Source organism: Bacillus sp. NPDC077411 (assembly GCF_044543425.1).
GTDB lineage: Bacteria > Bacillota > Bacilli > Bacillales > Bacillaceae_G > Bacillus_A > Bacillus_A bruguierae.
Window position 1 is genome coordinate 169,877 of the sequence record NZ_JBITWA010000001.1, and the last position, 24,029, is coordinate 193,905.

Annotated in this window: 25 protein-coding genes, 2 riboswitches and 1 other annotated feature; of the genes, 4 read left to right on the plus strand and 21 right to left on the minus strand. The window is 37.1% G+C overall.

What is annotated here, in order from left to right:
- Positions 1–83: 83 nt before the first annotated feature.
- Positions 84–1,355, minus strand: coding sequence for a glutamate/aspartate:proton symporter GltP (gene gltP, locus ACIGHG_RS00835; RefSeq protein WP_336471576.1), 1,272 nt, complete (start codon positions 1,353–1,355; stop codon positions 84–86).
- Between the two features lie 428 nt (positions 1,356–1,783).
- On the opposite strand from gltP, the gene ACIGHG_RS00840 reads away from it, so the two are divergent.
- Together ACIGHG_RS00840 and ACIGHG_RS00845 are read left to right on the plus strand one after the other, a co-directional pair.
- Entirely contained in the window at positions 1,784–3,031 is a 1,248-nt protein-coding gene (locus tag ACIGHG_RS00840) for a murein hydrolase activator EnvC family protein (protein ID WP_396546702.1), read from the plus strand.
- Positions 3,032–3,166: 135 nt separating this feature from the next.
- Positions 3,167–3,334 carry a hypothetical protein gene (locus ACIGHG_RS00845; RefSeq protein ID WP_336471575.1) on the plus strand — a complete coding sequence of 56 codons (168 nt, stop codon included), beginning with the start codon at positions 3,167–3,169 and terminating at the stop codon, positions 3,332–3,334.
- A gap of 34 nt (positions 3,335–3,368) precedes the next feature.
- Here the strand turns inward: ACIGHG_RS00845 and ACIGHG_RS00850 are convergent, their stop codons facing one another.
- The 12 genes from ACIGHG_RS00850 to ACIGHG_RS00905 all read right to left on the minus strand — a co-directional run bounded on the left by ACIGHG_RS00850 (position 3,369) and on the right by ACIGHG_RS00905 (position 15,241).
- Entirely contained in the window at positions 3,369–4,712 is a 1,344-nt protein-coding gene (locus ACIGHG_RS00850; protein ID WP_336471574.1) for a sodium-dependent transporter, read from the minus strand.
- A gap of 111 nt (positions 4,713–4,823) precedes the next feature.
- Positions 4,824–5,068 (minus strand) — a binding site (T-box leader).
- Positions 5,069–5,397: 329 nt separating this feature from the next.
- On the minus strand, positions 5,398–6,006 hold the full coding sequence (locus ACIGHG_RS00855) for an NAD(P)-binding protein (protein ID WP_396546704.1): 609 nt from the start codon (positions 6,004–6,006) through the stop codon (positions 5,398–5,400).
- Positions 5,975–6,733, minus strand: coding sequence for a sirohydrochlorin chelatase (locus ACIGHG_RS00860; protein WP_396546706.1), 759 nt, complete (start codon positions 6,731–6,733; stop codon positions 5,975–5,977). Before ACIGHG_RS00860 ends, ACIGHG_RS00855 begins: the two co-directional genes overlap by 32 nt.
- A 1-nt stretch (position 6,734) precedes the next feature.
- Complete coding sequence (cobA, locus tag ACIGHG_RS00865; RefSeq protein WP_396546708.1) at positions 6,735–7,511, minus strand: uroporphyrinogen-III C-methyltransferase; 777 nt, start codon at positions 7,509–7,511, stop codon at positions 6,735–6,737.
- Between the two features lie 113 nt (positions 7,512–7,624).
- A complete protein-coding gene (locus ACIGHG_RS00870; RefSeq protein WP_336471570.1) occupies positions 7,625–7,825 on the minus strand; it encodes a DUF3906 family protein in 201 nt (66 codons plus the stop codon).
- A 12-nt stretch (positions 7,826–7,837) separates the two neighbouring features.
- Entirely contained in the window at positions 7,838–9,460 is a 1,623-nt protein-coding gene (locus ACIGHG_RS00875; protein ID WP_336471569.1) for a nitrite/sulfite reductase, read from the minus strand.
- A gap of 107 nt (positions 9,461–9,567) precedes the next feature.
- Positions 9,568–10,167, minus strand: a complete 600-nt coding sequence (cysC, locus tag ACIGHG_RS00880; protein ID WP_336471568.1) for an adenylyl-sulfate kinase — start codon at positions 10,165–10,167, stop codon at positions 9,568–9,570.
- A 13-nt stretch (positions 10,168–10,180) separates the two neighbouring features.
- Positions 10,181–11,317 carry a sulfate adenylyltransferase gene (gene sat / locus ACIGHG_RS00885; protein ID WP_336471567.1) on the minus strand — a complete coding sequence of 379 codons (1,137 nt, stop codon included), beginning with the start codon at positions 11,315–11,317 and terminating at the stop codon, positions 10,181–10,183.
- Between the two features lie 27 nt (positions 11,318–11,344).
- Entirely contained in the window at positions 11,345–12,049 is a 705-nt protein-coding gene (locus tag ACIGHG_RS00890; protein ID WP_336471566.1) for a phosphoadenylyl-sulfate reductase, read from the minus strand.
- Positions 12,050–12,295: 246 nt separating this feature from the next.
- Positions 12,296–12,439 (minus strand): YezD family protein, encoded by a 144-nt coding sequence (locus tag ACIGHG_RS00895; RefSeq protein WP_090915417.1) that lies wholly within the window; start codon positions 12,437–12,439, stop codon positions 12,296–12,298.
- A gap of 70 nt (positions 12,440–12,509) precedes the next feature.
- A riboswitch (SAM riboswitch) is annotated at positions 12,510–12,618 on the minus strand.
- A 294-nt stretch (positions 12,619–12,912) separates the two neighbouring features.
- Positions 12,913–14,229, minus strand: a complete 1,317-nt coding sequence (lysA, locus tag ACIGHG_RS00900; RefSeq protein ID WP_336471565.1) for a diaminopimelate decarboxylase — start codon at positions 14,227–14,229, stop codon at positions 12,913–12,915.
- 343 nt (positions 14,230–14,572) lie between these two features.
- A riboswitch (Lysine riboswitch) is annotated at positions 14,573–14,755 on the minus strand.
- A gap of 90 nt (positions 14,756–14,845) precedes the next feature.
- Positions 14,846–15,241: a DUF3888 domain-containing protein gene (locus ACIGHG_RS00905; protein WP_336471564.1), complete on the minus strand. Its 396-nt coding sequence runs from the start codon at positions 15,239–15,241 to the stop codon at positions 14,846–14,848.
- Positions 15,242–15,432: 191 nt separating this feature from the next.
- Between ACIGHG_RS00905 and ACIGHG_RS00910 the strand changes: the two genes are divergently transcribed.
- Positions 15,433–17,319 (plus strand): LTA synthase family protein, encoded by a 1,887-nt coding sequence (locus ACIGHG_RS00910; RefSeq protein ID WP_396546712.1) that lies wholly within the window; start codon positions 15,433–15,435, stop codon positions 17,317–17,319.
- Between the two features lie 280 nt (positions 17,320–17,599).
- On the plus strand, positions 17,600–18,304 hold the full coding sequence (pssA, locus tag ACIGHG_RS00915) for a CDP-diacylglycerol--serine O-phosphatidyltransferase (RefSeq protein ID WP_090915410.1): 705 nt from the start codon (positions 17,600–17,602) through the stop codon (positions 18,302–18,304).
- Positions 18,305–18,341: 37 nt separating this feature from the next.
- Here the strand turns inward: pssA and ACIGHG_RS00920 are convergent, their stop codons facing one another.
- From ACIGHG_RS00920 to hisH, 8 genes are all read right to left on the minus strand, one after another.
- A complete protein-coding gene (locus tag ACIGHG_RS00920; protein WP_396546714.1) occupies positions 18,342–19,313 on the minus strand; it encodes an NAD(P)-dependent oxidoreductase in 972 nt (323 codons plus the stop codon).
- Between the two features lie 667 nt (positions 19,314–19,980).
- Entirely contained in the window at positions 19,981–20,139 is a 159-nt protein-coding gene (locus tag ACIGHG_RS00925; RefSeq protein WP_090915407.1) for a DUF4025 domain-containing protein, read from the minus strand.
- Between the two features lie 145 nt (positions 20,140–20,284).
- Positions 20,285–21,304, minus strand: a complete 1,020-nt coding sequence (locus ACIGHG_RS00930) for a histidinol phosphate phosphatase domain-containing protein (protein ID WP_396546716.1) — start codon at positions 21,302–21,304, stop codon at positions 20,285–20,287.
- 12 nt (positions 21,305–21,316) lie between these two features.
- A complete protein-coding gene (hisE, locus tag ACIGHG_RS00935) occupies positions 21,317–21,640 on the minus strand; it encodes a phosphoribosyl-ATP diphosphatase (RefSeq protein WP_336471560.1) in 324 nt (107 codons plus the stop codon).
- A 13-nt stretch (positions 21,641–21,653) separates the two neighbouring features.
- Positions 21,654–21,959 carry a phosphoribosyl-AMP cyclohydrolase gene (hisI, locus tag ACIGHG_RS00940; RefSeq protein WP_396546718.1) on the minus strand — a complete coding sequence of 102 codons (306 nt, stop codon included), beginning with the start codon at positions 21,957–21,959 and terminating at the stop codon, positions 21,654–21,656.
- The gene (gene hisF / locus ACIGHG_RS00945; RefSeq protein ID WP_090915400.1) at positions 21,956–22,714 is read right to left on the minus strand and encodes an imidazole glycerol phosphate synthase subunit HisF; all 759 of its coding nucleotides are present in this window, start codon (positions 22,712–22,714) and stop codon (positions 21,956–21,958) included. The genes hisI and hisF overlap by 4 nt, the downstream gene beginning before the upstream one ends.
- A complete protein-coding gene (hisA, locus tag ACIGHG_RS00950; RefSeq protein ID WP_396546721.1) occupies positions 22,708–23,427 on the minus strand; it encodes a 1-(5-phosphoribosyl)-5-[(5-phosphoribosylamino)methylideneamino]imidazole-4-carboxamide isomerase in 720 nt (239 codons plus the stop codon). Before hisA ends, hisF begins: the two co-directional genes overlap by 7 nt.
- Positions 23,424–24,029 (minus strand): imidazole glycerol phosphate synthase subunit HisH, encoded by a 606-nt coding sequence (gene hisH / locus ACIGHG_RS00955; protein ID WP_396546723.1) that lies wholly within the window; start codon positions 24,027–24,029, stop codon positions 23,424–23,426. Before hisH ends, hisA begins: the two co-directional genes overlap by 4 nt.

Genomic DNA, 24,029 nt, shown 5'->3' on the forward strand with positions numbered 1-24,029 from the left:
TTGTCCATCTAAAAAGAAAGGTTTTTTATATGTATTTATATAGAAAAGGGCCTTCACGTTTACCGTGAAGGCCTTTCTATCATTTAAGCTACTTGCTTCTCTGAAATCTCTTTCAAATAAGCTTGTCCTTTTTCTGCGTCATATTGTCCTTCCCATTTAGACATAACAACTGCAGCTAATGAGTTACCTACTACGTTTACTGCTGTACGTGCCATATCTAAAATACGGTCAATACCAGCGATAAATGCTAAACCTTCAGACGGAATACCTACTGTATGAAGCGTTGCTAATAATACAACGAACGATACGCCCGGTACACCGGCAATCCCTTTTGAAGTAACCATTAATACAAGAAGTAATGTAACTTGTTGTGAAATAGATAAATCAATACCATACATTTGCGCTAAGAAAATCGCTGCAATTGCTTGATATAATGTTGAACCATCTAAGTTAAATGAATAACCTGTCGGGATAACGAAAGATGTAATTGCTTTCGGGCAACCGAAACGTTCCATCTTTTCCATAATCTTTGGTAGAACCGTCTCTGAGCTTGCTGTAGAATATGCTAAAATAAGCTCGTCTTTTAAAATCTTAAAGAATTGGAAAATATTAATTCCAAATAGCTTTGCCGTTAGACCTAATACAACAACAACGAAGAAAATCATTGATCCATAAACAACAATAACTAATTTACCTAATGGAACTAATGACGCTACACCAAACTTAGAAACCGTTACGCCAATTAACGCAAACACACCAAACGGTGCAAACTTCATAACTTGGTTTGTTACGTAAAACATTGCATCGGCTACACCTTGGAAGAAATTCAGAACTGGTTTTCCTCTTTCTCCAATTGCCGCTACACCTAAACCAAATAATACAGAGAAGAAAATAATTGCAAGCATATCTCCATCTGCTAACGACTTCATAATGTTCGTTGGAACGATATTTACGAACGTATCTGCAAATGAATGACTTTGTACTTGCTCTGTCGTAGCTGTGTACTTAGAAATATCCGATTTTTGTAAATCTGCCATATTCACGCCTTTTCCCGGCTGGAATACGTTTGCCACTAATAAACCAACAACAATCGCAATCGTTGTAATAATTTCAAAATAAATAATTGTTTTTCCGCCTAAACGTCCAAGCTTTTTCACATCGCCAACGCCGGCAACACCAACAACAATACTTGCTACTACGATTGGTACAACAATCATTTTAATTAAACGAATAAAAATATCACCAATCGGTTGTAGATACTTTGCAACCTCTGGATTGCCATAAAAGATCGCGCCTACCAGAATACCAAGAGCAAGACCTATTAAAATTTGCCACGCAAGTCCAATTCTTTTCATACTTGCTGCAACCCCCTTCTTAGATGTTCTTAATTTTCATATTCTATTTTTCTATAAAATACAAAAATAGAAGTATTAAATATTGTTCGACTATTCAATACTTTCTTCCCCTCTTAAAATGATAAGGCAAAAATAAAAATCTGACAACTAAATAACTTTGCCAATGTGCAAATATTTTTCTTGACAAAAATAAAACCAATGTAAGAAAACCTAACATGAGAACGATTCCTTCCGCTTGTTTCTTGCTATACATCAGTTACTATCTGAACAAATTTTTATAGTAGAAATGAGCAATTAAGACGTAAAATTCTTCTAGTTTCCGACATTTAATAACAATTATTTAAATATTTTTTTACATTATCATTACAACAATAGACATTTTTCGCTTTTCTATGATTATATAGAAACATAGGGAAGGAGTTAGGCAGATGAACAAAAAAATAACAGCGTTTAGTTTATTGACAGCCGGCACTATTTTCGTTTCTCCTGTGCTTTCAACAGCGTATGCGGAGACGAGTCAAGATAAATTATCTAATATTCAATCACAACTAGACGGTAAGCAACAAGAATTACATATGAAATCAGAAGAAAAACAACAATTAGAAAAAGAAATACAAGAATTGCAGAAAAAAATCGATGAATTAACTGCTTCTATTAATAAAAATGAGGCAGATTTAAAAGCAACAAAAGCGGAAATTGAAAAAACACAAAACAGTATCGCAGAGAAAAAAAAGCATATTGAAGAACTGCAAAAGAAAATCGATACACGCCAAGAATTAATTAAGCAGAGATTACAATCTATGCAAGAAAAACCTCGTACAAATTTAATTACAGAAGTATTAATCAATACGAACAATATCGCCGAACTATTAGAAAATGTGTATTCTATCAGTTTAATTTTAAACAATGATACAGATATCGTAAAACAACAAACATACGATCAAGATACCATTAAAAAAGAAAAAGAAGCAATTGAGAAAAAAGAACAACAACTGAAAGAAGCTGAGCAAACATTACAGAAACAACAGCAAGAACTACAAGCAAACCAACAGCAACAACAAACTTTGATTGCTGATTTGCACGCAAAGGCTTCAAAAATAGATTCTGAGATGGAAAGTTTAGAAGAAGCTAAGACTATTCTAGAAAATCAACGTCAAGCTGTCCAAAACGCAATTGAAGAGGAAAAACGTGCAGCAGAAACGAAAAAAGCTGAAGAACAAAAACAATCTCAGCAATCCGCTCCTTTAGCGCCAATTCTTCCTGCATTTCAAGTGAAAAATACTGGCGGTTTTATTAAACCAGCAGCTGGTGACCCTACTTCTGGATTTAATGATCCAAGTCGTAGTCGCCATAAAGGCCTTGATATTGCATCACCCGGAACCGTACCAATTATCGCTGCAGCCGATGGAGTTGTTATTCGCTCCGATTTCTCTACTAGCTATGGAAATGTTGTATACTTATCGCACCGTATGAACGGTCAAACATATACAACTGTTTATGCTCATATGAGTAGCCGCTCTGTTTCAGTTGGACAAAAAGTAACACAAGGCCAGCAACTCGGTTTTATGGGAAATACCGGAGATTCACAAGGACAACACTTGCACTTCGAACTACATATCGGGGAATGGAATCAAAGTAAATCAAATGCTGTAGATCCAGCTCCTTATATTAAATAAAAAAACTCGGCAATTGCCGAGTTTTTTATTTATGTAAAACAAGTGAGCCTCATCTTTCATATTATTTTGCGATTTTTAACACCTTCTAGGCATTACACATACAATAATATAAAAGTTTTTTGAGGAGGTCTACACATGAATCAAGAATCACAAGCAGTTGTAGAATTACAAGAAGCCAAAGAGACATTTATAGGCCGAATATTTTCAGTAGTTGGATCCGGTATCTTTTTTATTGGTTCCTTCATCGCAGCCGTTGTAGCTTTTAAAACATATACTCGTCTATTACAAACTTCTACATCATAATAAAAAACGGAGAATATTCTCCGTTTTTTATCAACTAAAATACACCAATAACATTTAAAAATACAAGAATAACTGTAATCGGAATGATATAACGAAGCAAGAAAAACCATATATTAAACAGCGTTTTTCCTCTTGTTCCTGTAACTTCTAATTCTTGCATTAACAACTCTTTCTTCATTTTATTTGGTACAAAGAGCGAAATGGCTAATACACCAAGCGGAAGTAATACGTTACTCACCATAAAGTCCACTAAATCAAAAAATGTCTTTCCGAATAATTTCACATCACTCATAACTCCAAATGATAATGCTGCTGGAATTCCAACTACGAAAATAAGCAGTCCAATTAAGAGCGATGCCGATGGACGCTTCTTTTCATCCTCTTTCGCTACGGAAGCAACTACAATTTCGAGCATAGAAATTGCCGATGTAATCGTTGCAAAGAAAAACAGAATTAAGAATAAAATAAAGAAAAAATGCCCGAAAGGAATTTCTCCAAATACAGCCGGAAGAACGATGAATAATAATCCTGGTCCTTCTGTCGGACTAACACCTAACGCAAAAATCGCCGGGAAAATCGCTAGCCCCGCAAGTACAGTAACAAAGACTGTTAAGCTTGTAATTGACGTTGCTGATTTTGCTAAATGTTCTTCTTTTTTCAAATAAGAACTATATGTGACCATAACCGAAGCTCCAACCGTAAGTGAAAAGAACGATTGTCCCATCGCATATAAAATTGTTTTTGCTGTTAATTTTGAGAAATCTGGTTTTAAGAAAAATTCCACACCTTTCCACGCCCCGTCCAATGTAAGAGAACGAACAATGATTGCAAGAAACAGAACAAATAAAAGCGGCATCATATACTTACTTGCTTTTTCAATTCCTTTTTCTACACCTTTACTTACTATAAAAATTGTACAAAGCATAAAAATAAATTGTGCTCCAATTGCACTTATTGGATTTGCGATTGTTTCTCCAAATAATTTTGCGTAATCAGCGGCATTCTCCCATAATCCACCTGTTACGCTATAAAATAAATAAAGTAAAATCCAACCTCCAACAACACTATAAAATGATAAAACACTAAAACATGTCACAACCCCCATGCGACCAATCCATGGATATAATTTATTATTTGGTACTAATACTTTATACGCTGTCACCGCTTCTTTTTGCGTACTGCGACCGATCACAAATTCCGCCACTAAAAGCGGCATCCCAATAAATATTGTCATGAATAAAAAGACAAGAAAAAAAGCTCCTCCTCCACTATTCCCGGCAACGTATGGAAATTTCCAAATCGCCCCAAGTCCTACTGCTGCCCCGGCTGCTGCGAGTACAAAACCAATTTTCGACGTCCATTGCTGTGTTTCTTTCATGTTCATTTCTCCTTATCTGAATATTTATACTTTTCTTAATTATACACTTTCAGTTCATACTCGCCCACCTCCTTCAGGAAATAAAAAAGTCCCCTACACGCTATTATGCATGTAGAGGACGATATGTATAATATAATACCGTGGTACCACCTCAATTGGATAAACTATCCCACTTTTCAGGTACAGGAAAACTTCCGATACCTTATCCTTGTAACGGCGGAACCCGGGTTGCCTACTATCCGTTCAACATACCTCTCGCAAGCCCATTCTGTATATTTTATCGTACCGGGCTCACACCTTTTCCCAGCTCTCTGAACGTCTCAAATATACGTACTCTTCTTGCTCATCGATTTCATGTATTGAAGTTAATTGTGATTATAGAGGAGATTATTTCATTTGTAAAGAATAAATTAATTTACAGCTCTTCTCCCTTTTTAGTAACTCTTTATTTTATTAAAGAGAGGAAAACATCACAAACTATCAAAATACTAGCTTTTTTATCTATATATACATTTTAATTTTTCGACATATAAGTTGCCGCTGTGCAGAATACAACATGACCCCTACTTGCTTTTTCCTTTTGTTTTAAACCTTGCATGTAGCAGAAAAAGGCCCTGACCGCTTCTATACATGGCCAGATGCTCTCGCCCACCTAAAAAGAAAGAGGATTTTTATGTCGATTTTTTTATTTGTATTTATATAAAGAATACAGAAGTGTTTCTCGCTCTTCTATATCGTGTACATAGGTAGACTTAAGCACTTCCTGTAATACAATATTTTGTTTCTTCTTATCTAGTTGTAACTGCTTCACTTTTATACGTACTTCATATAAAAAATCAAGGTATTCCTTATAACGATCATCATATTTCCCTGCTATTTTATCACGAATTTTTTTCGCAAGTTTTGGGCTTGCTCCTTCAGTAGATACAGCAATGTTCAATTTGCCCCGATGAATAGCTGCTGGAAAATGAACATTACCACATTCCGGATTTGTAATTACATTTACTAATTGATTTGACGCTGCATCATCTGCAATTCTCTCATTTAACAACGGATCGTCCGTTGCTGCCACAACTAAAAAAGCCCCGATAAGATCGCTTGTTTCATATTCTTTTTGAAACCACCGAATTTTATGTTCTTCTACAAGCTGAATTAAACTTTTATCCAATTTTCTACTAATGACAATAATATTAGCTTCTTGTTGTAATAAAGGAGCTATCTTAAATGCCGCGACTCGTCCGCCACCAATGAAAACAACAAGTTTATTCTTTATTCGCACCGTTAATGGATACATATACATTCTCCCTTATCATTTCTTCTGTATGCTTAATGAGCATATCCTGAAACGCCTGATTTTTGCTTACATACGGACATAATACAATTTGAGAATGGTTATATTTCCGGACTGTTTTTTCAATTCTTTTCATTAACAATCCTGTGAATAAAAGATATGGAAGGATAACAATCGGAGCATTCGTTGTTTGAACAAGCTCATGCAGCTTCTCTTCAAATCGCGGCTTAGCTGCTGCTAAATAACATACTTCGACATGCTCTACTTCATCTGCCGTTTCAAACAATGACGCAATGGCCCTAACATCTCTTAACGTTCCCTCATCACTGCTCCCTCTTGCTACAAGTAAAAGAGTAACTCGTTTTCCAATGGATTTCATTCCGCTGCCATCTAAAATTGCAGTAACAAGTTTACGAGAAACACCAAATGGATTTCCATATGAAAAAGACACATAAGGATATTGATTTTGCAGTCGTCCTAACTCTTTAGGAATATCTATTTTCACATGAACTGCCGCTAATAAAAAGACAGGGACAATCACGATTTGATTTGCCCCTTTTTGTACACAAGCTGCAACTCCCTCAGCAATAGAAGGAGATGCTAATTCTAAAAAGCATAATTCCTGAATAGGAGCTGATATACGTTCCATACATGATGTAACAAAAGCAATCGCTTCTTCACACGCTTTCTGCATTCGACTGCCATGACAAATATAGAGTACCGCTTTCATGTTAAAGCACTCCGCTAAATAGGGATGAATGTTCAAGCGTTTGTTCAAACCAATGAATTTTCTCGCGAAAGCGTACAACCTCCCCAATTATAATCATACTCGGATTTTGGATTTGCTCATCCTCTGCTACAGATACGATACTTCCTAATGTTCCTGTAATTGTACGCTGAGATACTGTTGTCCCCCACTCTATCATCGCCACTGGCGTATGTTCACTTTTCCCATATTTCAGAAGCTGTTCACATATATAAGGAAGATTACTTACCCCCATATAAACGGCAAGCGTGTCGACACCCTTCGCTAAGTTTTCCCACTTCACTTCCTCTTCTGCGCCTTCTTTCCGGTGCCCTGTTACAACTGCAAAACTTGTGCTAGCTTCGCGGTGTGTAACAGGAATCCCTGCATATGCAGAAGCTGCAATCCCAGCTGTAATACCTGGAACAACCTCAAACGGAATGTTATGTTTCACCAATGCCTCCGCTTCTTCGCCGCCTCTTCCAAATACGAAAGGATCTCCGCCTTTTAAACGCGTCACAATCTTTCCTTTCTTTGCATACTTCACTAAAAAAGCATGAATCGTTTCTTGCTTCATCGTATGGTAGTTCGGAAGTTTCCCGCAGTAAATTAAATCCGCTTCTGGCTTTGCATAAGAAAGCAGTTCTTTATTCACAAGACGATCATATAAAATGACATCTGCTTGCCTAATACATTTTACGCCCTTCACAGAAATTAATTCTGGATCACCAGGCCCTGCACCAACAATGTACACTTTCCCCATACTTTCTCCTCATTTCTTCTATAAAGTGAAACTTCCATCAGCAGAACCTTTTCTACTAATGGAAGTTGACAATTTTCCGTCTTACTTCCTGTTGGCATTGATTAGACCGTTTCCTACTCATGCAATACAAACGCTGCTCCCTTTCGAATTTTCTTTTTCTCATATAAAGAAATTTCTTTCACTTCCGGCAAAGGTAAAAAATATTTTTCAAGTTCTACTTCAACGAGACGAAATGCTTGCTCTTCACTTTGCGCAACAACGACTACAGAAACAACACCATTTTCCAAAACAGCTTCAAAACGATATAAATCCATATTGTTCTCCCCCTACGATGCAATCACTTCTTCTAAAATCGTATCTAATACTGCTTGTAAATCCGTTATTCCAATACGACTAACAAATTCATAAAACGTTTCACTAGGGAGCTTATTCTCCTTAAAATATGTTAAAAATGCAGTAAGAACATGTGGCAAGTCTTCACCATCTATTTTCCCTTTTAGCTTTTCATTGTAAGCACCTCCGCCTAATAGCGTCCCGCCTACATAAATTTCAAACGCTTCAACCATCCCCTTTTCTTTCGTTTTCATTTTGATACCTTGCAAGCCGATATCAGCAATTTGTCGTTGGCCGCAAGAATTTGGACAACCGACCATATGAATACGAATTGGTACATCTAATACAAGCTTTGTATCTAAATAATCTGCAATATTACGTAATCTTTCTTTCGTCTCTACTAATGCTAAATTGCAATATTCAATTCCTGTACAAGAAACTGCATAACCGATAAATGACTTTGGCTTTGCAGAGATTACTTCCCATAATGGTTCTTGCAATAGTGCATCAATATTTTCTTGAGGCACATTCGGAATAATAAAGTTTTGTGAATTACACGTACGAATTTCACCATTTCCATACTGTTTTGCAATTCTAGCAATCTCATACATTTCTTCTGCATGTAGACGACCGACGGGTACATTGAAACCAATATAATATTGATTATCTTGCTTTTGCTTATGAACACCGTAAAAGTAACCAGCATTCCACCCCTTTAGAGCACTTTCTCCTCTCTCATATAAAGGTCCTGTATATTGTAATAACTGTTCTTTAAATTTTTCTGCTCCCCAATCTGCAACAAGAAATTTTAAGCGAGCAAAATGGCGCTTTTCACGATATCCAAAATCACGGAAAATCGTTGCAATAGCAATTGCTACCTCTTTCACTTGCTCTGGTAAAACAAATACATCTAATTCTTCCGCCAAATATGGACGCGCTGATAAACCGCCTCCCACTTTGACGTGAAAACCAATGACTGTCTCTCCATTAATTTCTTTCGTTGCAGGTGTAAATGCCACACAGTTAATCTCCGCATTTGCTGAATTGTACACATTTGAACTAATTGACATTTTAAATTTACGGGGTAGATTTGAAAATTCTTCATTGTGCTGAAAATATTCATATACCTCCCGCACAATTACTTGTGTATCAAACAATTCATTTTCATCAATTCCAGCGAGTGGATTGCCTGTAATATTACGTGTAATATCACCGCATGCCCCAGCTGTCGATAAACCTACTTTTTCTAATCGCTCGAAAATGTCTGGAATTTGCTCAATTTGTAGCCAATGAAACTGAATCGCTTGACGCGTTGTAATATCAAGTACATCACGGCCGTAATCTTCTGCAATAGAAGCGAGAGCCTCCACTTGTTCATTTGTTATAATTCCAGATGGGATATTCACACGCATCATAAAATATCCCGCTTCTTTTGGGCGCTGCAAATATAGTCCTGCCCACTTGAAAGAATCCCATTCTTCTTTCGGAATAGACGCAAATCCATGTTCAGCATAATACGGAATATCTTTAAAAATTTCTAAACCGTCTTTTTCTAATTTCTTTTTCTCTGTTGCATTTAATTTTTCATTGTTTGCCCACACTTTTTCATAACTCATCTGTTATCCTCCTTATATAAAGTGAAACTTTAATCAGTGGGGGGCTTTATCCCCCACCTATCTTCTTTAATCTTCTATTAATCTTGAGGTGGGGGTCTTACTGCCCTTTAATGCGGGATAAAGCTTCGTTTTTGCAAATAAGCAATAATTTGCTGTGCACATTCTTTGGTAGAATGGCGGTGTGTTTCCACAATAATCTCAGCTTGAATTGGCTCTTCATACGGAGAGTCGATTCCCGTAAATTGCTTAATCTCTCCGCTTCTTGCCTTTTTATACAACCCTTTTGGATCACGCTTTTCACATTCTTCAATCGGACACTTTACAAATACTTCAACAAACTCATCTTGTTCCACTATGTCACGTACTTGCTGACGATCTTCTCGAAATGGTGAAATAAATGCTGTTAGTACAATGCTCCCATTATCAACAAATAGTTTTGCCACTTCACCGATGCGCCGAATATTTTCTGTACGGTCCTCTTCGGAAAATCCTAAATCTTTATTTAGCCCATGACGAATATTATCTCCGTCTAATACATAATTACCGATATTCTTCTCAAATAATTTGCGAGCTACTGCATTGGCTACTGTGGACTTCCCAGAAGCTGATAAACCTGTAAACCATAGAACAAAACTATGATTCTTATTTTGTTTTCGGCGTTCTTCTTTTGAAACAGATGCTGCATGCCAAGTAATATTTGTTCCCATCTATTTTCTCCCCTTACTTTGTCACAACTTCTTTTTGCAAACCACGAATTAGGACCTCTACTACTTCTTTACGACTAAACGTACTTGGTGGTAGTTCTCCATTTCGTAAAAGTTCTCTTACCTTTGTGCCTGATAAAATGACATGCGCTTCTTTTCCATGTGGACATGTTTTTGTTGATGCCATCCCCTCACATTTCGCACAATAAAAACTATGTTCAAAAAAGAGAGGCGTAATCCCTAACTCTTCTACTGTAAAATCGTTGAAAATCTCCTGCGCTTCATACGTGCCATAATAATTTCCAACTCCAGCGTGATCACGACCAACAATAAAATGCGTACATCCAAAGTTTTTTCTGACAAGTGCGTGAAAAATTGCTTCACGCGGCCCTGCGTATCGCATTGCCGCTGGAAATACCGCTAAAAAGACACGGTTATTTGGATAGTAGTTTTCAAGAAGTACTTCGTAACTTTCCATGCGAACATCAGCTGGAATATCATCTGACTTCGTTTCACCAACGAGCGGATTTAAAAATAAGCCATCAACTATTTCAAGAGCTGCTTTTTGAATATATTCATGTGCCCGATGAACCGGATTTCTTGTCTGAAAGCCAACGATTGTTTTCCAGCCACGCCGTTGAAACTCTGCTCGCGTTTCACTTGGATCTAAATAATAAGCGGCAAATTTTTCTTTTTCAATTCGTTTCACAAGCGTAATTGGCCCTCCTACATATACATTAGGACGATCATATAATTTCTTAACACCCGGATGTTTGTCTTCTACCGTTTTATAGACAAGGAATGCCTCTTTTTCTTTGTTAGGCGTGTACATCTCTTCAACTTGAATCACACCATAAGTCACCCCATCTTTTACGAGCCTAACTTCTTCTCCTTCTTGTAATTCTTTCGCTTTTTCTTCTGTTATAGGCAATGTAATTGGAATACTCCATACCTCTCCATCTGTTAATCTCATTTCCTCCACTACTGACACATAGTCACTTTCCCCTAAAAAACCAGTAAGCGGGCTATATCCACCGGTAGCAATAAGTTCTAAATCACTTAATGCAATTGTGTCTAACTCAATTTCCTTTACAATATGTGCAGTTTCATATGTTGTATCAATTCGATTCACCAATGTTTTTGTTTCACTCATTCTCTTCTTCTCCCTTTTTATCAGCCTTTATTGATAATGAAGACCACATTCCGTTTTTGTCTTTCCAACCCACCGTCCATCTCTCAAATCGCCGCCTTCTTGCACCTGTACTGTGCATGTTTCACATCCGATGCTTGGATACCCAATATCATGAAGTGGATTGTATGGTAAATTATGCTTGTATACGTAACGCCACACTTCTTTCCAAGTCCAATGAATAAGTGGACAAATTTTAACAGATTGAAAACGATGATCTTGATTAACAAACTGCGTATTTTTTCGCGTTTCAGACTGCTCTCTTCTCAAACCAGATATCCATGCTTTCCTACCTGTTAGCACTTCTTCTAACGGCTTAATCTTTCTTAATTGACAACAAAGGTTTGGGTTATGTTCCCATAATTTATCGCCATGCTCTTTTGCCTGTTCTTCAAGTGTAAGTTTTGGTTGCTTTTCAATAATATTCAACTTAGGAAATCGTTCTCGTACTTTTTTAATTAAATCGTACGTTTCTTGAAAATGAACATTTGTATCTAAAAATACAACCTTTGCAGATGGATTTACTTGGTTAATTAAATGCAATAATACCATTCCTTCTATCCCAAAGCTGCATGCATACACAATATCCTGCCTATAATGTTCATAGGCCCAGCGCACCGCTGCTAAAGCACCTTTCGTTTCATCATCTTCTGAAAATGAAACAAAATGATCTTTCCATGTTTCATACGTTAACATCGCCCTACCTCCTTCATAAAGTGAAACTTTAATCAGTGGGGATTTTGTTCATCCCCCACTGATTATTAGTTGAACCAATCGGGCTTTTACGGGCAGTTTATCTCCCACCTAACTTCTTTGCTTTCGCTGAATTTTGAGGTGGGAGTATTACTGCCCACGAATAGCGGGATAAAACTCATACAAAAAGGCGGCCTTAATCTAATAAAAATAGATTAAAGCCGCCTCTAGTTTTTCTAGTCAGCATGCTTATTTCAAACGTACTTTTTCACTTTTTTCAAGCTGAATCACTTTACCATCTTGTACAACAATTGTAATTGAACCATATTTCATATCAGTAAGCATCGCTTGAATCTTACTTGCTACTTCTTCAAATTGTCCGCGTATCCCCACGAACAGCCCCCCTTTTTTTTCATAAAAAAAACCTTTCCCATTTCGAAAAGACTGTTCCGGTAACGTATCTACCTTATCTTCCAAAATGGATTCCATTTTGCTGGAAGTAGCACCTTACTTTTATAAAGTAGGTTGCCGGGCTTCTTTGGGCCAGTTCCCTCCGCCGCTCTTGATAAGAATGTAATTATATCCGTATTTTATCACAATTCTGAATTTTTTCAATCCTAGTTTTCCGATAAAATTTATATTTTTTAAAAGAAGAAGGAGTTATTCACCTAAAAACTCCTTCTTCAACTAAACAAGAACGTATTTATCCCGCTATTCGTGGGCAGTAAGATCCCCAGCCTCAAGATTGAGGGAGCCACTTCCGCTTTTCTAAAGAAGATAGGTGAGGGATCACTGCTGGCATGTGCAAGGTTGGGTAGGCTTTCCATCAGTGGGGGATGCCCCCCCACACTGATGGAAGTTTCACTTTACACAAATTCCTTTACACGTATGCGATCGTTCCCGATAATATTTTCATACGATTCCCTCTCAACAACAACATGAGATTTTCCATTTTCCGCAAACACAACTGCTGGTCGACGGATCCGATTGTAATTATTCGCCATCGAATAACCATATGCCCCTGTACAAGAGATAGCCAAGAGATCACAAGAAACAACTTTAGGGAGCGCTACATCCCAAATGAGCATATCCCCGCTTTCACAACACTTCCCTGCGATTGAAACAACCTCTTCGGCAGATTCATTCGCTCGGTTTGCTAGCAATGCTTCGTAACGAGCTCCGTAAAGTGCTGGTCGAAGGTTATCTGTCATTCCTCCATCAACTGATACATATTTACGAATGCCTGGAATATCTTTAATCGCTCCCACTGTGTACAAAGTTGTTCCTGCATCACCAACAATACTACGACCTGGTTCTACCCAAATTTCTGGAAGTGGATATCCACATGCTATAAACTGCTCGCGCACCGCATCTGTCACAGCTTGCACATATTCACCAAGAGCAAGCGGTGTATCTCCTTCCGTATAACGAATTCCAAAACCACCGCCTACATTTAATACAGAAGCTACGTAATCCATTTCTTTTCTCACTACTTCTAAAAATTTGTGAAGCACTTCAATTGCACGAACAAATCCTGCTGTCTCAAAAATTTGCGATCCAATATGAGAATGAATTCCCAGCACATGGTAATTTGATTTTTCTAATGCACGTTTCATTGCTTGTAATGCATGCCCCGTTGAAATACCAAAGCCAAACTTGGAATCATCTTGACCTGTTGTAATATATTCATGGGTATGCGCTTCTACTCCTGGAGTCACACGAAGCAGAACGCTTGCAACTTTCCCGTATTCTTCTGCCAAATCATGCAATACTTCTAGTTCCAAAAAATTGTCTACAACGAAACATCCGATGTTAGCTTCTAGTGCCATTCTCATCTCTTCTTCTGTTTTATTATTACCATGGAAATGGATACGATCAGCTGGAAATCCTGCTTGCAGCGCTGTATATAACTCTCCGCTAGACACAACATCAAGCGACATATTTTCTTCAGCAGCTAATCGGCACATTTCCATGCACAAGAACGCTTTGCTCGCATATGCTACTTGATAAGAGAACCCACTTTCTTTAAAAGCATGATGGAATGCACGACATTTCTCACGAATCGCTGCTTCATCATATACATAAAGAGGTGTTCCATATGTTTTTGCAAGTTCAGTAGCATCGCATCCTCCAATTTCTAAGTGCCCTTGCTCGTTAATGTGGCTTGTGCCGTGTAAATACATGTGAATTCCTCCCTTTTCTCTCAAAAACATCTATATATCCATTTTAATTTTTCGACAGCTTTGTCTAGCTCTGCCTCCTAGGCAAAAAGCGCCTCTATGTCAGAAGCTCCATCCCCCTCTTGTTCTGAGCGAGCCGCTTCCGCTTTTCTTTAAGATCCAGCGGCTAGAACAGTCGGTGGCTTCGCGTCTTCCGAATCTTGAGGTGGGGGTCTTACTGCCCACGAATAGCGGGATAAACAAAAAAACGCGCGGAACAATGTTCACACGCGTTTCTTATTAGAAGAATATACGATGAAAAAATAAACTTGTTGTTATTTTCTCAAATAAGAAACCGCATCAAACATCTCCAAATAGCTCTCCATAAGTCAAAAACTTATGACAGTACTACATTTATTTAATGCAGTCCCAATATATGAATAAAGTGGGTACTCATATATTTCGGCGATAATCCCTTTCAGACTATGATCATGAATACCACTTTATTTCCTATAGCTTACTTTTGATTATCGCGGCCTCTACCCTTGAGTGTAGATGAGGTAAGTCTATTTAATTTTCAATCATCTTTTTTATTGCTATTAACAATAGCAAATGAGTAATTTATTTGTCAAATACTTTTTTAAATTGGTTTACGACAATTTATTTTCGTATTATCTGGTAAGCGCTTTACACCTATATTCTTCACAGTCCATTCACCATCATCATTTTCAAAGGTAATTGTTACTTTTTCAAATGGTGGGAGTTTTTTCCCTCCTATTCCTGGCTCATATTTAATTATTTCAATAGAAGCACGGAACAAATATGTACCGCTGTACATTTTTTTCATGCTAACGATTGTCGGACATTCATATGGCTTTTGTTTTCCATAATACTTTTGAATCGCTTCATTTATTCTCGGAAATAGCACCGAATAAAGTGCATCTTCTAATAATAACGGTTCATGTTCAGCCAAAAAAGGAGCTGGATTTCCAAGTAAAATGAAGCAGCTCACTATAAAACAACATATTTTCTTCATAGTACTCCTCCACTTTTCTATCGATGACATTATTTTATCCAGCTTCCCTTTTTCTACCCAATTATGAGAAAAGCATCCACAAATTCACTATGTTTTTATATAATAGTACACATAGTAAAAAAACATAGAGATATGTAACCGGTTATATACAGAAACGAACGGTTACTTGTAGGTAGTAGGAGGAACCCAATATGATGCAACACTTGTTTCCAAAAGTACGATTCGCTCTCATAGCAGTCGTCCTATTATGGATCAAAACATATATTGTATACAAATTAGCTTTTGATATGAAGATCAATAACGCTTTCGAACAAATCATGTTGTTCTTTAATCCGTTAGCTTCATTATTATTATTTTTCGGTTTCGCTTTATTAGCAACAAAACATCGAAATCGTATCATTATAAGTATTAGTATGGTGTTATCATTTATTTTATTTGGCAACGCCATGTTTTATGGATTTTACAATGACTTTGTAACATTCCCGGTATTATTTCAAACAAATAACATGGCTGATTTAGGAACGAGTATAAAAGAACTATTTACATATAAAACACTTCTTTTATTTGCAGATACCATTATTTTAGCCATATTATCTCGGAAATTCCCTAGTTTTTGTGACACAACTCCTCTATCGAGAAAAGAAAAACAAACCTTTTTTAGTGGTGTAACAGCAGCATTAGCCTTGCAAATGGTTATCTCAGTTATTTATAAACCACAACTCTTTTCACATTCATTTGATCGCCAAACAGTTGTGAAAAATCTTGGCTTATATACATATCATATTTATGATATTGCGCTGCAATCGAAATCCTCGGCCCAGCGTGCCTTCGCAAGTGGTGATAGCTTTTCTGAAATTGATAACTATGTGAAAACAAAAGATAGACAAGCAAATAAAGATTTATTTGGCGTAGCAAAAGGAAAAAATGTTATTTTAATCTCAATGGAATCTACGCAAAGTTTTGTCATCAATCAAAAAATAAATGGAAAAGAAATTACACCATTTTTAAATGACTTCATTAAAGAAAGCTATTATTTCAATAACTTTTATCATCAAACAGGGCAAGGGAAAACATCAGACGCCGAATTTATTATCGAGAATTCTTTATATCCGCTTGATCGCGGCTCTGTTTTCTTTACACATGCTAATAATGAATATACAGCTACACCAGAACAACTCAAAAAACATGGATATTACTCTGCTGTATTTCATTCAAATGATAAAACATTTTGGAATCGCAATTTGGTGTATCCTGCACTCGGATATGATCGCTATTTCAATTTGCAAGACTATACAAATGCAGAACAAATGTCTGTTGGTTGGGGATTAAAAGATAAAGAATTTTTCGAACAATCTATTCCAAAATTAAAATCCTTACCACAACCGTTCTATACGAAATTCATTACATTAACAAACCATTTTCCATTTTTGCTGCAACCGGAAGATCAATTCGTTAATGAATTTAATTCAGAAAGCGGCGTTGTAAATCGTTATTTTCCAACTGTACGTTATACAGATGAAGCAATAAAATATTTTATTGAACAATTAAAAAAAGAAGGATTATACGATAATTCGATTATCATTATTTACGGAGATCATTATGGTATTTCTGAAAACCATAATGCAGCTATGGCCCAATTTTTAGGAAAAGAGACACTTACTCCTTTTGATACGATGCAGCTACAAAGAGTACCGCTCATCATTCACATTCCTGGTCAAAAAGGACAAGTCATTTCAAAAGTTTCTGGACAAATTGATGTGAAACCAACACTTCTACATTTACTCGGTATAAAAACAAACCATTCTATTGAATTTGGTACAGATTTATTTGAAACAAATGATGAACCACTTATGGTTATGCGTGACGGAAGCTTCGTAACAAATGATTATCTGTATACAAAAAATGTATGCTACAACAAAAAAACTGGTGAACCGACTGATATTACTATGTGTCAACCATATATCGAAAAGGCAAAAACAGAGTTAAATTACTCTGATAAACTCATTTACGGTGATTTATTACGATTTGATTCACATAATCGATATAAGACTGGTACGATGATAACGAAATTTGAATAAGAAAATAACCTTCGAACGATAACGATTCGAGGGTTATTTTCTATATACATATAAATCCAAATAAAAAACAACATACATATAATACGATAGCTTTGAATGAAACAAATTAAAAAGCAATTACAGTTATTACTTTCAGACTTACAACAAATAAAAAATACGCTGAAATCTTTCTCAAAACGAAGAATTTTTTCGACGATTATAGGAAATTTATGTTATGATAAAAAAGATAAACTTTCATAAACTAATCAAGAATCTATAATAGAAAGCAAGGGATCAGATTTTGTACAGAGCAGCCATTCCAAACCTATTTACGCTCGGAAATTTATATAGTGGATTTCTATCCATCGGCTATGCTTCATTAGGATACTACAAATCAGCGGCAATTTTAGTTTTAATCGGAATGATGCTAGATAGCCTTGATGGAAGGATTGCACGCCTACTTCGCGTCGATTCACAGCTCGGAAAAGAACTTGATTCATTAGCAGACGTTGTTACATTTGGTGCTGCACCCGCTGTATTGATGTATTACACATCCTTCTCTAATTACGGTATTATCGGATTATACATAGCAGGACTCTTCCCTCTATTTGGAGCATACAGATTAGCTCGCTTCAATGTTACACCATCATCAACATCAATGAAATACTTTACTGGTGTACCAATTACAGCTGCAGGTGGTCTTGTTGCCTTCCTTACTTTATTTTCACATACGATTCCAAAAATCGTACTTATTACAGTATTCGTGACATTCGCTTTTCTTATGGTTAGTCGCATTCGTATTCCAAGTATGAAAGATGTACCGATTCCAAAATATAGTATTATTGTGACACTCTTTTTAATTGGAATCATTTATACGATGTATAAAACGAGCTTCGGTAATATTTCAGTGTTTTTATTCATCGCTATTCCGCTTTATATTTTGTATATGTTATCTCAATTTCTTAGACAACGCCCATCACAAAAAAAGCGAGCAAACAAAGAATAAACAAAGAATCCTTCCTATCATAAGGAAGGATTCTTTGTTATTTCGTCACAAGTTCTTTTTTATACACTGGAGTCAACGGTTCATTTCCTTCTAATACCGCTAAAATATTGCGTACTGCCATTTCTGCCATTGCATCACGCGTCTCAATCGTTGCGTTTCCAATATGCGGTGTTAACACAACATTTGTTAATTCTTTTAATCTCTCTGTAATTTTCGGTTCAAATTCAAAGACATCAAGAGCTGCTCCTTCAATTTCCTTTGTTTCTAATGCAAATGCAAGCGCCTCTTCGTTCATAATCGGACCACGTGCCGCATTAATAATATAAGCTGTTTTCTTCATTAGTCTAAACTGTTCCTCATCAATCATGTGATGCAACTTCGGATTATAAGCACAGTTAATGGTAACAAAATCCGCTGTTTGTAATAGTTCTTCCAGCGTTACATATGTTGCCCCTAATTCTTGCTCCGCCCTATATTTACGACTTGGCCCTGTATACACAATGTTCATCCCAAAGGCATTTGCTCGCTTGGCTACCGCTTTTCCGATTTCTCCAAGGCCAATAATGCCAATCGTTTTGCCGTATACTTCACGCCCTAAGAAAAAGAGCGGTGCCCAGCCATTAAAACCAACTGTACGACATAGTGTATCTCCTTCTGGAATACGGCGCGCTGCCGCTAACAGAATTGCAAATGTTAGCTCTGCTGTTGCCTCTGTTGAAACTTTTGGTGTATTCGTAACCGCTATGTCCTTTTCCACCGCATATTTATAATCAATATTGTCATATCCAGCACCGTAGTTTGCAATAATTTTCAAATACGGTGCTGCATCGATGACTTCTTTCGGAACTTTTGTTGAAAGCAAGCTTAATAATACATCTTTATCTTTTACACGTGCTACTAGCTCTTCTGTGTCAATCAATTCTTCTTTATCATACATTTCCACTTCATGATCTCGTAACAACTGTAGTCCGATTTCTGGAATTTTTCCTGCTATTAAAATTTTCGCCATGTTTAAGCATCCTTTCTTTTTTACGCACAGTAAAACCTCATCATCTTTGGATAAAGTAAAACTTTAATCAGTGGGGGTTTTCTTCATCCCCCGCTGATTATTAGCCCTCACCAATCGGGCGCATGCCAGCAGTTTATCTCCCACCTAACTTCTTAAGAAAAGCGGAAGTGGCTCGTTCAGAATGTGAGGGGGATGGAGCTTCTGACGTAGAGGGTTTTTTTACCTCGTAGGAAGAAGCGAAGCCACCGAACATTCTAGCCACTGGAGCTGGACAATGCTTTCGCTGAATTTTGAGGTGGGAGTATTACTGCCCCAAAATAGCGGGATAAAAATATGCCCATTCAATATTATTGTAAAAAATTCCGTCGAAAAAAAACAAGGAATTTGATTAAACTATATAAATTCGTTTTAATTGTTCTACATATACGTTGCGGTTATGTGGAACAAAAGATGACAAGCACTCGTTTTTTCTCTTTGCTTTATCATCGTACGTGGCAGAAAAAGGCCTTGACCGTTTCTATGCATGGCCAAATCCTCTCGCCCATCTAAAACAAAGGAGGATTTTTATATCCTTTTTTCAATTTGTATTCATATATTTTTATCACCTTTCTTTACAAAAACATGGCAAAAAGGCTGAATACATTCAGCCTTTTTGCCATGTTTCACTTTATTTATCTCTTCCTTGTCCTAACTTCACATCAATTGTTCCTTCTGCTACTGTATCACTAATTTGTTCTTGTATAATCGCTTGCTCTGATTGATCTTTTTGCAAGGCATTGCTCTCATTCGTTAACTTCCCAGTATCTTTATATTGTTGTTTCGCCATAAGAAAATCCTCCTTTTTTGTTCAACGTTAGTGTAAACAAAAAAGGAGATTTTCATCCCGCTATTCGCGGGCAGTAAGCCCGATTGAGCGGGCTTTCCATCAGTAGGGAATAAACCCTCCCCCTACTGATGGAAGTTTCACTTTATCACAAAACATTCTCTTCTACATATTCGAGCGGTTTCATGTTCCGGATTCTTTTTTCAAATGTTGCAACATGCGTCACACCATAATTTCGAAGTGTTTCTATATTTTCTTGTACATAACTACCTAAATCATTTGGGAAATGCGCATCCGAAGAAATTGTAATCGGAACACCATATTGTACTAAGCGCTGTAAAAACAAGGGGCTCGGACACATTTCTCTTACAGGATATCGATAATATAATCCAGCATTCACTTCCGTAGCTGTATTCGTTTCAATCAAAGCTTTAGCAATTTTTTCGTAATATGGTAATTGCTCATTTTCATCTATGCGATAGTTAAACACTTTTATGTTATCTAAATGCGCAACAATATCAAATAAGCCAGAACGTATTGCTTTTTCTAACGTTTGAAAAAATGTCTGATATAACACATGCAAATTATGTTGTCTAAAATAATCGTCTGTATCCGGATTATCAAATCCCCATCCATTAATAAAATGAACAGAACCAATAACATAATCCCAATTTCCTAATGTTAATAACTTTGTCAGTTCTTCTTCCCCGCCGATGAAATAATCTGCTTCTAGCCCAAGTCGTAACGTCACGCCTCGTTTTCTCCATCTTTCTTTCGCATCTTCAATTGCGCTTGTAAAGTTTATAATCGATTCCATCCTCACTTGATCTAACCATTCTTTTTGCAGCCGCCCCAGTTCTGTATTACGAATATCGACGTAGCGTTCATAGTATTCCTTCGCTTCATAGAAACGATATAAGTGATCAACAATGCCAACTTCTTGCAAGCCTTTACGCACAGCTTCCTCCAAGTATAAATCAATCCATTCCGGTGAAAATGCCCCTGCCTTTACACGCTTTTGTAAACGTTCCCCTGCCTTCAATATCCATTTCATCGAATGCTTTTCTTCTTCAATCGGCGCAAAATACTCAAGCGCTTCATTTGTGCGAGATAACCACCGCATAGAATACGGTCCTTCTTCTAAGTGAAGGTGATAATCTACTCTCATTTTTCTCCCCTCCTATAAGGCATCAATGTCTTTTCGTTCACCCACTCTTGATAATTGCCCTTGCCGTTTTTGTAATTCTTCTGTTATCTCCTGTAATGAAACATTTTTTTCTACAAGTAACACTAAGCAATGATACGTAAGATCAGTAACTTCTTTTATAAGCTCATCTTTCTTATTATTTTTCGACGCAATGATAACTTCCGTACATTCTTCCCCTAATTTCTTTAATATTTTGTCTTCTCCTTTTGTAAATAAGTAATTTGTATACGACTCAGAAACCGGATTTTCTTTTCGCCGCTCAATCGTTCCATATAACTGTTGCAACACATCGTTCATTTCCTTCTCCCTCCTATAACACCTTATTATAAAAACACGACTTTTCTCCTGTATGACACGCTACACCTGCTTGCTGAACAACTACCATAATAGAATCTTGATCACAATCTAAATATAGTGATTTAACGCGCTGAATATGTCCTGATGTTTCCCCCTTATTCCACAAAATTCTTCGTGAACGTGAATAAAACCACGTCATTTTTGTCTCTACTGTTTTTTCATACGCTTCTTCATTCATATAGGCTAACATCAATACGTCTTTTGTACCTTCTTCAATCACAACGGCCGGCAATAAGCCTTTTGTAAAATCTGGTTTCACAATCTCACCTCAATTTGCGCTTTTTGCAACTTTTGTTTCGTTTCTCGAATCGTTGCTTCGCCGTAATGAAAAATCGAAGCTGCTAACGCAGCATTTGCCGATGTTCGCTGAAAAACTTCTGCAATATGTTCAATTGATCCACATCCCCCCGAAGCAATCACCGGAATACCAACCGCTTTTGAAACTGTTTCTGTTAAAAATAAATCATAGCCATCTTTTGTTCCATCTGCATCCATACTTGTTAACAGTAATTCACCTGCCCCTAAGCATTCCACGCGCTTTGCCCATTCGACTACATCCATTTCTGTATCAATGCGGCCTCCATTTACATATACATTCCATTTGTTTTCTCCACTCTTTCTGGCATCAATTGCAACAACTAGACATTGAGAGCCAAATTGCTCTGCTCCTTCTTGGATTAATGCCGGTCTTTGCACTGCTGCTGAATTTAATGAAATCTTATCTGCCCCTGCCCGAAGTAATCCATACATATCTTGAACAGTGGAAATCCCACCTCCAACTGTAAGAGGAATAAATACTTGATTTGCTGTGCGCTCTACGACATCAATCATTGTTTTCCTATCTTCGTACGTTGCCGTAATATCTAAAAATACAAGCTCATCCGCACCTGCTTCGTTGTATGCAGCAGCGATTGCAACAGGATTTCCAACATCTTGTAATCCTACAAAATTGACTCCTTTTACAACGCGGCCATTTTTCACATCTAAACAAGGAATAATTCGCTTCGTTAACATGCCCCTGTCACCTGCAATGCTTCTTCTAGCATAACTTTTTTATCATATAATGCTTTCCCTATAATCACGCCATATAAGTTCATATCCTGTAACTTCTCAACATCAGCAAGAGAACTCACACCACCAGAAGCAACAATTTGAAGTGAAACCTCACTTTGTAATTTTTGCAATTGTTCAAAATTTGGACCTGCAAGCGTTCCATCTTTAGAAATGTCAGTAAAAATAAGTGTCTGTACACCTACTTCCTCCATTTCCTTTGCTAATTGTACATAAGGCGTTTCAGATACATCTAGCCATCCTCGCGTTGCTACATATCCATTTTTCGCATCAATTCCAACAATAATTTTATCTCCGTATAAACGAACTGCCTCTTCTAGAAATGTACGATCATACAGTGCTGCCGTTCCAAGAATTACTTTCATCACTCCAACTAATAAAAGCGTTTCAATCGCCGCAATCGAACGCATCCCTCCTCCAACTTGCACTGGAATCCGCAATGCCTTGCAAATATCTTCAATGACAGAAAGATTCTCTGAACGACCAGCAACTGCACCGTCCAAATCGACAATGTGCAATGCACGTGCACCAAGTTGTTCAAATAACAATGCCTGTGCAACAGGGTTTTCATTCATGACTGTTTCTTGTTGAAATTTCCCTTGATATAAACGAACACAACGACCATTTTTTAAATCGATAGCTGGGAATATTTTCATCCCTCTATAACCTCCTTAAAATTTCTTAATATTTGAATTCCTATTCCCCCACTTTTTTCAGGGTGAAACTGAGCTCCGAATACATTTTCTCTTGCAACAAGACCTGGTACGAAAACACCGTACTCACTCCCCCCAACTACAACTTCAATTGGACATTGTACATAATAAGAATGAACATAATAAACGAAGGGCTCTTCTTCTATTTCATTCCATAAAGGATGCTCCGTTTTCTTTTGTAACTGATTCCATCCCATATGTGGAATTTTATATGGCACATTTAATTTCCTTACTCTTCCTGGAAGCAAACCTAATCCTTTCGTTCTTTCAATCTCTTCACTTTCCTCAAATAAAAGCTGCATGCCTAAACAAATTCCAAGCAGCGGTTTTCCTGCATAAGCCACCTTTTGTAAAACAGAAACAAGCCCTTTTTCTTCTAAAGAACGCATCGCTCTTGGAAATGCACCGACTCCTGGCAAAATAATACCATTGCTATTTACAATTTCTTCTGCTTCATCTGTTACAATATACGCAGCTCCAATATGCCTTAATGCTTGCTCAACACTCCGGATATTGCCCATTCCATAATCTACAATTGCAATCAA